Origin of the sequence: Bosea vestrisii (genome assembly GCF_030144325.1) — a bacterium.
GTDB lineage: Bacteria > Pseudomonadota > Alphaproteobacteria > Rhizobiales > Beijerinckiaceae > Allobosea > Allobosea vestrisii_A.
In genome coordinates, this window is the sequence record NZ_CP126307.1 from 2,293,912 (window position 1) to 2,307,727 (window position 13,816).

The 13,816-nt window shown below is 67.8% G+C and carries 12 protein-coding genes; 10 read left to right on the forward strand and 2 right to left on the reverse strand.

Annotation, left to right across the window (positions count from 1 at the left end):
• Nucleotide 1 precedes the first annotated feature (1 nt).
• Nucleotides 2-1,024 (forward strand): ABC transporter ATP-binding protein, encoded by a 1,023-nt coding sequence (locus QO058_RS11440; RefSeq protein ID WP_284172127.1) that lies wholly within the window; start codon nt 2-4, stop codon nt 1,022-1,024.
• Nucleotides 1,021-2,004 (forward strand): peptide ABC transporter ATP-binding protein, encoded by a 984-nt coding sequence (locus tag QO058_RS11445; protein WP_284172128.1) that lies wholly within the window; start codon nt 1,021-1,023, stop codon nt 2,002-2,004. Before QO058_RS11440 ends, QO058_RS11445 begins: the two co-directional genes overlap by 4 nt.
• 60 nt (nt 2,005-2,064) lie before the next feature.
• Here the strand turns inward: QO058_RS11445 and QO058_RS11450 are convergent, their stop codons facing one another.
• Nucleotides 2,065-3,915, reverse strand: a complete 1,851-nt coding sequence (locus QO058_RS11450) for an ABC transporter ATP-binding protein (RefSeq protein ID WP_284172129.1) — start codon at nt 3,913-3,915, stop codon at nt 2,065-2,067.
• 262 nt (nt 3,916-4,177) lie between these two features.
• Between QO058_RS11450 and QO058_RS11455 the strand changes: the two genes are divergently transcribed.
• Together QO058_RS11455 and QO058_RS11460 are read left to right on the forward strand one after the other, a co-directional pair.
• Entirely contained in the window at nt 4,178-5,728 is a 1,551-nt protein-coding gene (locus tag QO058_RS11455) for an ABC transporter substrate-binding protein (protein WP_284172130.1), read from the forward strand.
• A 20-nt stretch (nt 5,729-5,748) separates the two neighbouring features.
• The gene (locus QO058_RS11460) at nt 5,749-7,098 is read left to right on the forward strand and encodes an MmgE/PrpD family protein (RefSeq protein WP_284172131.1); all 1,350 of its coding nucleotides are present in this window, start codon (nt 5,749-5,751) and stop codon (nt 7,096-7,098) included.
• On the opposite strand, the gene QO058_RS11465 is transcribed toward QO058_RS11460, so the two are convergent.
• Entirely contained in the window at nt 7,073-7,978 is a 906-nt protein-coding gene (locus tag QO058_RS11465; RefSeq protein ID WP_284172132.1) for a LysR substrate-binding domain-containing protein, read from the reverse strand. The genes QO058_RS11460 and QO058_RS11465 overlap by 26 nt on opposite strands.
• A gap of 108 nt (nt 7,979-8,086) precedes the next feature.
• On the opposite strand from QO058_RS11465, the gene QO058_RS11470 reads away from it, so the two are divergent.
• The 6 genes from QO058_RS11470 to QO058_RS11495 are packed head-to-tail and all read left to right on the forward strand — an operon-like array spanning nt 8,087 to nt 13,810.
• Complete coding sequence (locus QO058_RS11470) at nt 8,087-9,205, forward strand: NAD(P)/FAD-dependent oxidoreductase (RefSeq protein ID WP_284172133.1); 1,119 nt, start codon at nt 8,087-8,089, stop codon at nt 9,203-9,205.
• Nucleotides 9,186-9,482 (forward strand): (2Fe-2S)-binding protein, encoded by a 297-nt coding sequence (locus QO058_RS11475; RefSeq protein WP_284172134.1) that lies wholly within the window; start codon nt 9,186-9,188, stop codon nt 9,480-9,482. Before QO058_RS11470 ends, QO058_RS11475 begins: the two co-directional genes overlap by 20 nt.
• Nucleotides 9,479-10,879 carry an FAD/NAD(P)-dependent oxidoreductase gene (locus QO058_RS11480; RefSeq protein ID WP_284172135.1) on the forward strand — a complete coding sequence of 467 codons (1,401 nt, stop codon included), beginning with the start codon at nt 9,479-9,481 and terminating at the stop codon, nt 10,877-10,879. The genes QO058_RS11475 and QO058_RS11480 overlap by 4 nt, the downstream gene beginning before the upstream one ends.
• Nucleotides 10,876-12,006 (forward strand): NAD(P)/FAD-dependent oxidoreductase, encoded by a 1,131-nt coding sequence (locus QO058_RS11485; RefSeq protein WP_284172136.1) that lies wholly within the window; start codon nt 10,876-10,878, stop codon nt 12,004-12,006. Before QO058_RS11480 ends, QO058_RS11485 begins: the two co-directional genes overlap by 4 nt.
• Complete coding sequence (locus tag QO058_RS11490; protein ID WP_284172137.1) at nt 12,003-12,947, forward strand: ABC transporter permease; 945 nt, start codon at nt 12,003-12,005, stop codon at nt 12,945-12,947. Before QO058_RS11485 ends, QO058_RS11490 begins: the two co-directional genes overlap by 4 nt.
• Nucleotides 12,944-13,810, forward strand: a complete 867-nt coding sequence (locus QO058_RS11495) for an ABC transporter permease (RefSeq protein WP_284172138.1) — start codon at nt 12,944-12,946, stop codon at nt 13,808-13,810. Before QO058_RS11490 ends, QO058_RS11495 begins: the two co-directional genes overlap by 4 nt.
• Nucleotides 13,811-13,816: the final 6 nt, after the last annotated feature.

Below are 13,816 nucleotides of genomic sequence, written 5' to 3' on the forward strand. Positions count from 1 at the left end.
CATGCCCCTGCTCGAGATCGAAAACCTCAGCGTCGAATTCCCCACATCCCAGGGGCTGCTGCGCGCGGTCGACCGCATCGACTTGACCCTCGACGAGGGCGAGGTGCTCGGCGTCGTCGGCGAATCCGGTTCCGGCAAGAGCGTCACCATGCTCGCCCTGATGGGCCTCGTCGGCTACCCCGGCCGCGTCCGCGCCGACAAGCTGCGCTTTGACGGCCGCGACCTCCTGACCATGTCGCCACGCGAGCGCCGCCAGCTCACCGGCAAGGACGTGGCGATGATCTTCCAGGAGCCGAGCACCAGCCTGAACCCCTGCTTCACCATCGGCTTCCAGCTCGCCGAGACGCTGCGCAAGCATGAGGGCATGGACCGCAAGGCGGCCAAGCGCCGAGCGATCGAACTGCTCGAGCAGGTCGGCATCCCCGCCCCGGAAAGCCGCCTCAAGGCTTATCCCCACCAGCTATCAGGCGGCATGAACCAGCGCGTCATGATCGCCATGGCGATCGCCTGCAATCCGCGCCTCTTGATCGCCGACGAGCCGACGACCGCGCTCGACGTCACCATCCAGGCGCAGATTCTCGATCTCCTGATGTCGCTGCAACGCGAGCGTGGCATGGCGCTCGTCCTGATCACCCACAATATGGGTGTCGTCGCCGAGACCGCGCAGCGCATCATGGTGATGTATGCCGGGCAGATCATGGAGGAGCGCAAGGTCGACGCGCTCTTCTCCGCGCCGCAGCATCCCTATTCCGCCGCACTGCTCGCGGCCCTGCCGGAGCGCAGCGAGGGCGAAAGCCGGCTCGCCACCATCCCCGGCATGGTGCCCGGCCTCAACGACCGGCCGAAGGGCTGCCTGTTCAGCCCGCGCTGCGCCTACGCCACAGAGCATTCGCGTACCGTCCAGCCCGAGCTTCGCGCCTGGCAGGACGGGCATGTCCGCTGCCACTACCCGCTCGGCGATAGCCAGCGCGAGGCGGAGCGCGCTCGCGACGAAGCCGGCCTGACGACGGAGGCGGCACGATGAGCAAGCCCGTCATCGAAGCCAATGAGCTGGTCCAAACCTACCAGGTCAGACAGGGTCTTTTTCGCCCGCCGGCGCAGCTGCAGGCGGTGAACAAGGTCTCCTTCGCGGTCGAAGCCGGGCGCACGCTGGCTGTCGTCGGCGAGTCTGGCTGCGGGAAATCGACGCTGGCCCGCATGGCGACGCTGATCGAAAAGCCGACATCCGGCTCTCTGATGCTCGACGGGCTCGACGCCGTCTCGCCGCCGGTAAGCGAGCGCAAGCGGCTGCGTCGCACCGTCCAGTTCGTCTTCCAGAACCCCTATGGCTCGCTCAACCCGCGCAAGAAGATCGGCACGATCCTCGAGGAGCCGCTGCTGATCAACACCGACCTCTCCAAGGCCGAGCGGACCGAGAAGGCCCGCGCCATGATGGCCAAGGTCGGCCTGCGGCCGGAGCATTACGCCCGCTATCCGCACATGTTCTCAGGCGGCCAGCGCCAGCGTATCGCGATTGCCCGCGCGCTGATCCTATCGCCCAAGGTCGTGGTGGCGGACGAGCCGGTCTCGGCGCTCGACATCTCGATCCAGGCGCAGGTCCTCAACCTGCTGGCCGATCTGCAGGACGAGCTCAAGCTCGCCTACCTCTTCATCTCGCACGATCTCAGCGTCGTCCGTCACATCGCCCATGACGTGATGGTGATGTATCTCGGCAATGCCATCGAGCATGGCCCGAAGGAGCGCATCTACGCCCGGCCGCTCCATCCCTACACGCAAGCGCTGCTCGCCTCGACCCCGCGCGTCGGCGGCGACAAGCGCGAGCGGATCGTGCTGCGCGGCGAATTGCCCTCGCCACTCAACCCGCCGACGGGCTGCGTCTTCTCGACCCGTTGCCCCTTCGTGACCGATCGTTGCCGCACCGAGCGCCCGCAAAAGCGCGAGATCGACAGCCGGCAGGTCGCCTGCCACTACGCCGAGACTTTCTTGGCCAAGGCGGCCGCCTGAACGATCAGCCTGCGACGCAGGCTGATCGGAGAGCTGTCGACGTCCCGCGAAGGTGCCTGCTCACGCCACTTTGGCGATCAGCGGCTTGGCCTCCCATTCCTCGCCCCAGATCATCACGGCGTGGCCGGGCGAGACCTCGCGATACTGGCGCACCGGCGGGACGTAATCGGCCGGGCGGATCGGGCTCTTGATCTCGTCGTTCGAGACCGGGCGCTTCTCCAGGCGCCTTGCCGGGTCGGCGATCGGCACCGCCGCCAAGAGCCGCTTGGTATAGGGGTGCTGCGGGTTGCCGAAGATCGCCTCGCGCGGGCCGATCTCGACGATCTCGCCGAGATACATCACCGCGACCCGGTGGCTGACGCGTTCGACCACCGCCATGTCGTGCGAGATGAAGAGATAGCCCAGCCCCATGCGGGCCTGCAGGTCGAGCATCAGGTTGACCACCTGCGCCTTGACCGAGACGTCGAGCGCCGAGACGGCCTCATCAGCCACGATCAGGCGCGGCTCGACCGCCAGCGCACGGGCGATGCAAATGCGCTGGCGCTGGCCGCCCGAGAACTCGTGCGGGAAACGGTTCGCCATGTCGGGCAGCAGGCCGACGCGCTTCAGGAGGTCGGCGACCTTGTCGCGCGCTTCCGAGCGGGTGGCGAGATTGTTGATCAGCAGCGGCTCAGCCACGGCCGCGCCGATGTTCATGCGCGGATTGAGCGAGGCGAACGGATCCTGGAAGATCATCTGCATGCGCTTGCGCTGCTCGCGCAGGTCATGCTGGTTGAGCTTGAGCACATCGACGCCGTCGAGCAGCACCGAGCCGGAGAGAGGCTCGACCAGGCGCAGCACCGAGCGGCCCGTCGTCGACTTGCCGCAGCCGGATTCGCCGACCAGCGCCAGCGTCTCGCCCGCCTTCAGGCTGAAGGAGACGTTCTCGACCGCATGCACCCGGCCCTTGACCGAGGAGAGCAGTCCCGAGCGGATCTCGAAGCGGGTGGTCAGCCCGGCGACCTCGAGCACCGGGCGCTCGGCTGCCTGGACCGTATCGGGAACCTCGGTCGGGACATCCGACTGGCCGGTCAGGCGATCGACCACCGGAAAGCGCATCGGCCGCCTGCGCCCATCCATCGAGCCCAGCCGCGGCACGGCCGAGAGCAGCGACTTGGTATAGGGCTTCTGTGGATTGGCGAAGATGTCCTCGGTCGCGCCGGTCTCGATCTCGTCGCCATTGTACATGACGACGGTGCGGTCGGCGATCTCGGCGACGACGCCCATGTCGTGGGTGATGAAGAGGACGGACATGCCCTCTTCCTCTTGCAGCGACTTGATCAGCTCGAGGATCTGCGCCTGGATCGTCACGTCGAGCGCGGTCGTCGGCTCGTCGGCGATCAGGAGCTTGGGCTTGCAGGCCAGCGCCATCGCGATCATCACGCGCTGGCGCATGCCGCCCGAGAAGCGGTGCGGGTATTCGTGGAAGCGCGACTTCGCAGCGGGGATCTTGACCTTCTCCAGCAGGCGCACCGTTTCGGCCTCCGCCTCGCTGCGCGACATGTTGCGATGCAAGATCAGCGCCTCGGCGATCTGGAAGCCGATGGTCAGCACCGGGTTGAGCGAGGTCATCGGCTCCTGGAAGATCATCGCGATGTCGTTACCGCGGATCTCGCGCATCTGCGCATCCGGCAAGGTCAGGAGCTCCTTGCCGTTGAGCTTGATCGAGCCCTCGATCTTGCTTGAGCTGGGTGGGGTCAGCCGCATGATCGACAGCGCCGTCACGCTCTTGCCCGAACCGGATTCGCCGACGACCGCCAGTGTCTCCTGCGGCTTGATGTCGAAGGAGATGTTGCGCACGACCGGCTTCCAGAGCCCCTCGACCCGGAATGAGGTCGTCAGGTTCGAGACCGAGAGGATGGGAGAGGTCATGCCAGGTCCTTTATTGCGATCTGATCAGAGGCTGCGGACTGGGCACGAACGCCCACCCCGCAGCCGGTGGGCCGCGTTCAAAAGCCGGATCAGAATAACCAGAGCGCGGCGGATGTCAGCAGGCTGCGTGATAAAATATTGAGCGCTTCTGCCGTTTGCACACGCCATAACCACAGAGAATACCTCATCGCCGATTTCGACTTGGACAGACTGGGACGGCGATCCCCACTATCGCGCGAAGAATGATCGAGGGGATCACACCATGAAAACGCATGTCGCCGGGCTTGCGGGCCTGATGCTGTTCGCGGGCCTCCAGGGGCAAGCCTGTGCCCAGGAAACCGTCCTCCGGGTCAGCTCCGGCGCCAGCAATGTCTCGACCCTCGATGCCCACCGCGCCAGCGCGACCGACGACAAGGCGCTGGTCGGCTGGCTCTATAACGGCCTTGTCCGCTTCAAGCCCGGCAGCGCCGATCCCAAGGACCTCGAACCCGATCTCGCCGAGCGCTGGGAGACCTCGCCGGACGGCAAGGCCTGGACCTTCCACCTGCGCAAGGGCGTCAAGTTCCATGGCGACTGGGGCACGCTCAATGCCGACGACGTCGTCTATTCCCTGCAGCGCTCCGCCGATCCCAAGCGCTCGACCTTCTCCTCGGACTTCTCGGCGATCGACAAGGTGGAGAAGGTCGACGACCTCACCGTCCGCGTTACGCTGAAATACCCGGACGTCAACTTCCTCGGCCGCGTCTCCAACTACCATGGCGGCAACATCGTCAGCCGCAAGGCCGGCGAGGAGCTCGGCGACCGCTACGGCGCCAAGCCGGTCGGGACCGGCCCTTTCACCTTCGTCGAGCAGGTGACGCAGCAATATGTGAAGCTCGCCGCCAATCCCGACTATTTCCGCGGCAAGCCCAAGATCGACACGATCATGATGCGCGCGATTCCCTCCGACAGCGCGCGCGAACTCGCCTTTACCTCCGGCGAGCTCGACCTGTTCTATGGCAAGCGCGAGCAGCGCTGGGTCGATTCCGCTCGCCGTCGCCCTGGTTTCAATGTCGAGATCTTCCAGCCCGGCGAATATCGGCTGCTGCACATCAACCGCAGCCAGCCGCCGCTCGACGACATCCGCGTGCGCCGCGCCATCGCCGCCGCGGTCAATGTCGACGATCTCGTGCGCTATGTCGGCAAGGATGTCGGCCCCAAGGGCTGCTCGATCGTGCCGCCCGGCTATCTCGGCGAGGATTGCACGGTCCGCTACGGCTTCGACGTCGCCAAAGCCAAGGCGCTGCTGGCCGAGGCCGGTCATAAGGACGGCATCACCGTCAAGGCCATCGTCTCCAACATCTCGGCGCAGCAGCCCTTCATGGAGATCATCCAGGCGCAGCTCGCCAAGGCCGGGATCAAGCTTGAGATGCAGGTCGTCGACCATGCGACCTATCAGAGCCAGACCCGCAAGGACCTGAGCGGGTTGGTCTTCTACGGCGCGGCGCGCTTCCCGATCGCCGACACCTATCTCAGCGAGTTCTTCCACTCGCGCGCGACCGTCGGCACGCCGACCGCCGCGACGAACTTCTCGCACTGCGCCATCGCCGATAAGGAAATCGAGGACGCGCGGGTCGCACCGAACGCCGAGGCCCAGAAGGGCCTCTGGAAGGAGGCGCAGCGCAAGATCATGGACGATGTCTGCGCCATCCCGCTGTTCGAACTGCGCCAGGTCTGGGCCCGCAGCGACAAGCTCGATTTCGGCTATGAGCTGAAGGGCGCACTCAACCTCGCTCCGCCGATCACCGAGGCGACCACGCTGAAGGCGCGCTGAGGCGAAGGCAGAAACGCGACATGGAAACGGTCCGCCGGCTTGCCGACTATGTCGCCGGCGCACGCCAAGAGGCGCTGGCGGACGATCTGCGTGAAGCGGCCTGCCGGGCCGTGCTCGACCTCGTCGCCGCAGCGCTCCCCGGGATTGATGCGCCCGGTCCGCGCGCGGTTCGGCGCGTGGCCTCCGCGACGATGGCCGGCGGCTCCCTGCCGATCTGGTTCACCGGACAGCGAGCCGGCCTCGCCGGTGCGATCTGGTGCAATGCCTCCGCCGCAGCGGCGCTCGATCTCGACGATGGGCACCGCATCGCCCGGGGCCATCCCGGCGCGGCGATCATCCCGGCGGCTCTCGCGGCAGCCGAGGAGATGGGCGCCACGACGGACGAACTGCTGCGGGCGATCGCCGTCGGCTACGAGGTCGGCGTCGCCATCGGCGCGGCCCGCCGCTTCTACGCCAACACCGGGATGTGGTCGGGCTACGGCGTCGTCGCTGCACTGGGCTTTCTCAGGCGGACGCCGCCGGACATCCTGGCCCACGCCTTCGCCATTGCCGGCATCAGCGCGCCGAACCAGCTGCACGCCGGCGCCGGCCCTCTCTTTCCGGCCCAGGAAGGCAACGACGTCAAGGAAGGGATCGCCTGGTCGAGCGCGACAGCGATCCACGCGCTGCTCCTGGCCGAGGCCGGGCACAGCGGGCCGCTCGCTCTGCTCGATCATCCCGAACACTTTCAGCTGGAAGGGCTCGCCGACGGTCTCGGCCAGCAGCGTTATATCGCCCGCAACTACATGAAGTTCTATGCCTGCTGCCGGCATGTGCACGCACCGGTCGAGGCGCTTCTCGGCCTGCTCGCGCAGCACCCACTCGCGCCTGACGACATCGAGGCGATCGAGGTCGCGACCTACAGCGGCGCCCTACGCATCGCCAACCGGCCAGAGCCCAGCGGCTTCACCGACATCCAGTTCAGCATTCCCTATTGCCTGGCACTGGTCGCGATCGACGGGCCGGGCGCCCTGCTGCCGTTGACGCCCGATGCCCTCGATCGGCCCGATGTCATTGCCCTGGCGAAGAAAGTCTCGCTGCGCCTCGACCCCGAGCTCGACACCCGCTTTCCGGTAGAAACGCTGTCGCGCATCACCCTCCACAACAGCGGCCGTACCTTCGCCTCGCCAGTAACGGCGCCGCGCGGCGAAGCGAGCGCACCGCCCTCCTGGGCCGAGCTCGAAGACAAGCTGCGGCAAGCCGGCCGCTTTTCCGCTACGCCAGCCCAGCAGGACAGGTTGATCGCGGCCTGCAACCGGCTGCGCAAGGGCGACCATGCGCCGCTGCTCGACGCGCTCGCGACGATCAGGCTGGATTCGGCGTCAGGATAGACCGCGAGATCGCCGCCGCCGCCTCGCGCGCGCTTTCCAGGAAGGCAGCGACCAGCCGGGCATTGCGGCTGTCGCGATTGCGGCAGAGCTGAAAATCGAGCTGGAACTCCGGCTCGAAACGGCGGATCGCGATCTTGTCGCGCAGGCCGCCGACGATCAGCGGATGCACCAGCGAGACGCCGACGCCGGCGGCGACGAACTCGCACAGCGTCGGCGAGACGTTCGCGATCATCACCACCTCCGGCGTAACACCATGGCCTTCGAGCACCCGGCTGATGCTGCGGTGAGTATGGCTCTCCGGATCGAACGAGATGAAGGGAACGCCGGCGAGATCGCGCGGCGTGATCACCTCCTTCGCCGTCAGGGGATGGCCGAGCGGTAGGATGCAGACCACCGGATGGCCCATCATCGGCTCGGCGGCGACATAGGGGTTGTCGACCGGGGCGATGATCAGCCCGACATCGAGCCGGTGCGTGACGAGCGCGTCGGAAATCCATTGCGAGCTGCGCGACTGGACCGAGCAGAACACGCCGGGCTGCCTGGCGAGGAAGCGCGAGGTCGCCTCCTGGATGAAGGAGCCGGACAGCGCCGGCATGACGCCGATCAAGAGGCGGCTCTGCTCGTCGCGGCGGATCGCCTCGACCGCGTTCTCGACCTGGCGCACGCCGGCGAAGATCCGGTCGATCTCCTCATAGAGCCGCATGCCGCGCCGCGTCGCCACCAAACGGCCCTTCACCCGGTCAAACAGGCGCAGGGCGGTATCCTCTTCCAAATGGGCGATCAGTTTGCTCATCGCTGGCTGCGAGACGTTCATCATCTCGGCCGCGCGGCTGACGGTGCCGTACTCGATGACCGCCTTGAAAGCCTCGACTTGCCGCAAGTTGAGCCGCCTCACCATGACATAACCCCTGGGAATAGAGTGCAGCGAAAAACGACTTTGACGAAATACAATGTCCCTCCCTAACCTCCAAGCCAACGAGGGAATTACATGCGGCCGGACATTGTCGTCATCGGGGGAGGAACGGTCGGCGCCGCCATCGCCTATGGCCTTGCCCACAAGCAGAACAACGTGTTGCTGCTCGACGGCGACGATGGCGATTTCCGCGCGGCGCGGGCGAATTTCGGACTGGTCTGGCTGCAGGGCAAGGGCCTGGGCATGCCGGCCTATCAGGCCCTGACCTGTGGCAGCATCGCGCTGTGGCGCGGCTTTACTGAACAGCTCGAGGCCGAGACCACGATCGATCTCGCCTATGAGCAGAATGGCGGACTCGCCTTCTGCATCGGCGAAGAGGCCTTCGAGAAGCGCCGGCTCGACCTGCTGCGCCTCCATAACCAACGCGGCGACGAAGAGCCGGATTGGGAGATGCTCGATCGCTCGGCGCTAGCAAAGCTGCTGCCGAAGGTGACGCTCGGTCCGGATGTCGCCGGCGCCAGCTTCGGCCGGCACGACGGGCACGCCAACCCATTGCGACTACTGGCGGCGCTGCATGCCGGCGTCCTCCACCATGGCGGCGCGCTGCGCCATCGCGCCCGGGTTCGACGGATCGAGCCCACGGGAACCGACTTCCGCCTCGTGCTCGACAACGAAACATTGATGGCCCCGCGGATCGTCATCGCCGCCGGACTCGGCTCGCCCGATCTCGCGCGCCAGGTCGGGCTGGAGGTGCCGCTGCGCCCGGAGCGCGGCCAGGTCCTCGTCACCGAGCGGCTCGAACCTTTCCTGCCGCTGCCGGCGAGCGGCCTGCGCCAGACCTCCGAAGGCACAGTGATGATCGGCGCGACCAAGGACGATCCTGGCTTCGATGTCTCCACCACCGGCGAGGCTGCAGCGCGGCTCAGCCGCAAGACGGTGCAGATCGTCCCCGCTTTGGCCAGGGTCGGCCTCGTCAGGCAATGGGCCGGCCTGCGCATCATGACGCCGGACGGCTACCCGATCTACGCGCAGTCGCAGAGCCATCCCGGCGCCTTCGTCGCGCTTTGCCATTCCGGCGTGACGCTTGCGGCCTTCCACGCCGAGGAACTGGCCGCAGCCATCGTCGCCGGCAGCCTGCCGGAGCGCTTTTCTCCCTTCCACCAGAGTCGTTTCGATGTTCCGCAAGCTGCATGACCCGGGGCCGCAGGCGGTCACCATCTTCATCGACGGGCGCCCCGTCGCCGCCGAGCTCGGCGAAAGCGTCGCCGCGGTGCTGCTGCGCCAGCAGGAAGGCTGGAGCCGGACCACGCCGGTCTCGCAGAGCCCGCGCGCGCCCTATTGCATGATGGGCGTCTGCTTCGAATGCCTGGTCGAGATCGATGGCCAGGGCTCGGTCCAGAGCTGCCTGACGCCGGTCGCCGCCGGCATGCGCATCGCCCGCCAGCAGGGCCGCCGGAGCTTGTCGGCATGAGCGATCACACCGACCTCCTGATCGTCGGCGCCGGCCCCGCCGGCATGGCCGCCGCCGTCACCGCCCGCCGCCACGGCCTTTCCGTGCGCGTCGTCGATGACCAGCCGGCGCCCGGCGGCCAGATTTGGCGCGGCATCGAGACGGTCGCCGCGACGCCCCGCGCCAAGCGGCTCGGCGAGAGCTACCTTTCCGGCGCCGAGCGCGCCGCGGCTTTCCGCGCCTGCGGCGCTATCTACGAGCCCGCAAGCCAGCTCTGGCAGATCGAACCGGGCTTCCGCGCTTTCGTCACGCGTGGTGGCAAGGCCCGCACCGTCACCGCGCAGGCTATCATCCTCGCCACCGGCGCGCAGGAACGGCCCGTGCCCTTCCCCGGCTGGACGCTACCGGGCGTGCTGACGGTCGGCGCGGCGCAGATCCTGCTGAAGACAGCCGATTCCGTGCCGGAAAAGCCGGTCTGGATCGCCGGTTGCGGACCGCTGCCGCTGCTCTACATGACCCAGCTGCTGGCCGCGGGCGGCCGCATCGCCGGCTTCCTCGACACCACCCCGCGCGGGCGTATCGGAGCTGCGCTGCGTCATCTGCCGCAAGGGCTCGGCCGCCTTGGCGATCTCATCAAGGGCCTGTCCTGGTCGCTGGCGCTGCGCCGGGCCGGCATCCCGATCATCCGCCATGTCACCGAGCTCCGCGCCGAAGGCGAAGGCCGCCTCCAGCGCTTGCACTACCGCACAGAGAATGGGCAGGAGGCCGAAGTCTCGGCCGAGGTGCTGCTCGTCCATGAGGGCGTGGTGCCGAACATCCATGCGCCGCTGGCGCTCGGCTGCGCGGTGAGCTGGCATGCCGACCAGCACTGCTATGTTCCGCTGCTCGACGCCTGGGGCGAGACCTCGCAGGCCAACATCTTCGTCGCCGGCGATGGCGCCGGCATCGGCGGGGCAGAGGCGGCCGAACCCCGCGGGCGGCTCGCGGCGCTCCGCATCGCGGCCAGACTCGGCCGGCTCGATGGCGCCACTGCCGAAACCGCGGCTGCGCCCGAGCGAAGTGCCCTCTCCAGCGCGCTGGCTTTGCGGCCCCTCCTCGATGCGCTCTACGCGCCGCGGCCGCAGCTCTATGCGCCGCCGGACGAGACGCTGGTCTGCCGCTGCGAGGAGGTCACGGCCGGCGAGTTGCGGGCTCGTGCGGTCGAAGGGCGACCCGGCCCCAACCAGCTCAAGGCCTTCACCCGCGCCGGGATGGGGCCCTGCCAGGGCCGGCAGTGCGGCTACACCATGGCCCACATTATTGCAGCCGCGCAGGGCCGATCGGTCGAGGAGGTCGGCTTCTACCGGATCAGGCCGCCATTGAAGCCGGTGACGCTCGGCGAGCTCGCCAGCCTCGACGAACAGGAGCCGGCGGCATGACGGAGGCCGCGTTCGACGTCATCGTGGTTGGCGGTGGCCTGCACGGGCTCTCTGCCGCATTGCATCTGACGCGCGCTGGCAAGCGGGTCGCACTGGTCGAGCGGCGCTGGACCGGCCGCCACGCCTCCGGCGCCACGGCAGCGGGTGTGCGCACCCTCGGCCGCGACATCGCCGAGATCCCGATCTCGCTTGAAGCCATGGCGATGTGGCACCGAATCGAGACGATCGTCGGCGACGATTGCGGCTTCCACGCCCATGGCCAGCTGCGTGTCGCCGAGATGCCCGAACACATGCCGGCCCTGATCGAGCGGCAGGCTCGCGCGACCGCCCTCGGCTACAGCCATGAAGAGCTGATCGACGCTGCCGAACTGCGCCGGCTCGTGCCGGCGCTTAGCCCACATTGCGTCGGCGCGCTGGTGGCGCGGCGCGACGGCGCCGCCGACCCGCACCGCACCATCGCCGCCTTCTGCCGCGCTTGCGAGGCCGAGCGCGTCGTCATCGCCGAAGGCTGCGGCGTCGAGGCGGTCGATCGGCAGGGCGGCGATTGGCTACTCGTCTGCGGTACCAGGCGCTTTCGCGCGCCTTACATCGTCAACGCCGCCGGCGCCTGGGCGGGACGGCTCGCTGCCCTGTTCGGCGATGCGATCGCGCTCGGCGTCCGCGCCTCGATGATGATCGTCACCGAGCGGCTCGCGCCTCTGCTCGATCCCGTCGTCAGCGTCGTCGGCCGCGCGCTCTCCTTCAAACAGGCCGGCCAGGGCACGCTGGTGATCGGCGGTGGCCTGCAGGGCTCGGCCGATCTCGACCGCGAGCGCAGCACCGTCGATTTCCGCCAGCTCGCCAGGGGCGCGCGCGCCGCGAGCGACCTCTTCCCGGCCGTCCAGGGCGTGCGCATCGCGCGCTGCTGGACCGGCATCGAGGCTGAGACTCGTGATCATATCCCCGTCATCGGCCTGTCGCCGAACGCACCGGGCCTCGTCCACGCCTTCGGCTTCTCCGGGCACGGCTTCCAGCTCGTCCCGGTCGTCGGCTCGATCCTCGCCGAGCTCGTCTGCGAGGGGCAGACGCGCCGCGAGATCGCCGCCTTCACGCCGGCACGACTAATGCAGGAAAGGGCAGTGGCATGATCGGCTATCTGGTCAGGCGCATCCTGCTCGCCATTCCGACGCTGTTCGTGATGCTGACTGCGATCTTCGTGCTGGTCCGCCTGGTGCCGGGCGATGCCGCCTCCGTCATCCTCGGCGACCAGGCGAGCGCTGCCTCGCTCGCCGCGCTGCGGGAAAAGCTCGGCCTCGACCAGCCGGTCCACGTCCAATACCTCAGTTTCCTCGGCAAGATCCTGACCGGCGATTTCGGCCAGTCGCTGTCGAGCGGGCGCAGCGTCATCCGCGAGGTGCTGCTCGTCCTGCCCTCGACGATCGAGCTGACCGTCGCCGCAATCGCGATCGGCCTCGTCTTCGGCCTGCCGCTCGGCATCGCCGCCGCGCTCGCCCGCAATGGCTGGGTCGATTATGTCTCGCGCGTCGTCTCGCTGGTCGGGCTGTCCTTCCCGGCCTTCGTCTCCGGCATCCTGATGCTGATCGTCTTCTCGATCCAGCTCGGCTGGTTCCCGGTGCTCGGCAACACCAGCGGCGCCGGCAGCCTCAGTGAGCGCATGCGCGCGCTGGCTTTGCCCGCGCTCAACCTTGGCATCATCATGACCGCCTATGTGATGCGCGTGACCCGCGCCGCCATGCTCGGCGTGCTGACCGAGGACTATATCCGCACCGCCCGCGCCAAGGGCGTCGGCCCGACCCAGCTCGTCGTCACCCATGCCCTGCGCAACGGGCTGATCCCGATCATCACCGTGGTCGGGCTCTATTTCGGCACGCTGATCGGCAATTCGGTGCTGACCGAGATCATCTTCAACCGGCCCGGCCTCGGTAAGCTGATCATCGGCGCGCTCAACGCCCGCGACTACACCCTGCTGCAGGGGCTGATGATCATCTTCGCGATCTGCGTGATCGTCGTGAACACGCTGACCGATCTCGCCTACGGCCTCGTCGATCCCAGGGTGAAATACTCATGAGCACGGCCGACACCCCCATCGCAATCCAGCCTGGCGGCCTCTGGCTCGCCTTCACGCAGAACCGGCTCGCCTGGGTCGGGCTCGTGCTGCTCGCGCTGATCGTCTTCATCGCGCTCTTTGCGCCCTGGCTCGCGCCGCATGATCCGCTCGAGCAGAACATCGTCGCGCGGCTCGAGCCACCCTCGGCCGAGTTCTGGCTCGGCACCGATTCCTATGGCCGCGACGTGCTCTCGCGGCTGATCTACGGCGCGCGCATCTCGCTCTTCGTCGGCTTCGTCGCCATCCTGATCGCGATGCTGGTCGGCACCGCGATCGGCGTGCTCGCCGGTTATATCGGCGGCATCTTCGACCAGCTCGTCATGGGCGTGCTCGACGTGCTGCTCGCCTTCCCGACCCTGCTGCTCGGCCTGATGATCGCCGCCATGCTCGGCGCCAGCCTGGAGAACCTGATCATCGCGATCGCGGTGACCGAGGTCGCGCCCTTCGCCCGCGTCGCCCGCGCCCCGACGATCACCCTGCGCCAGCGCGATTTCGTCGAGGCCAGCCGCTCCTATGGCTGCGGCCCGTTCCGGATCATGACGCGGCACATCCTGCCGAACATGATCTCGGACGTGGTGGTGATGAGCTCGCTCTGGCTGGCTTCGGCGATCCGCACCGAGGCCTCGCTCAGCTTCATCGGTCTCGGCGTGCCGCCGCCGGCGCCGACCTGGGGCGCCATGATCCGCGAGGGCTTCGAGAACATCCTCGACGCCTGGTGGCTCGCCGTCTTCCCGAGCCTCGCCATCCTCGTCACGGTGCTGGCGCTGAACCTGCTCGGCGATGCGCTGCGCGACGCCTCCGATCCCCGCTCCCGCGCGCGGTGACAGTGC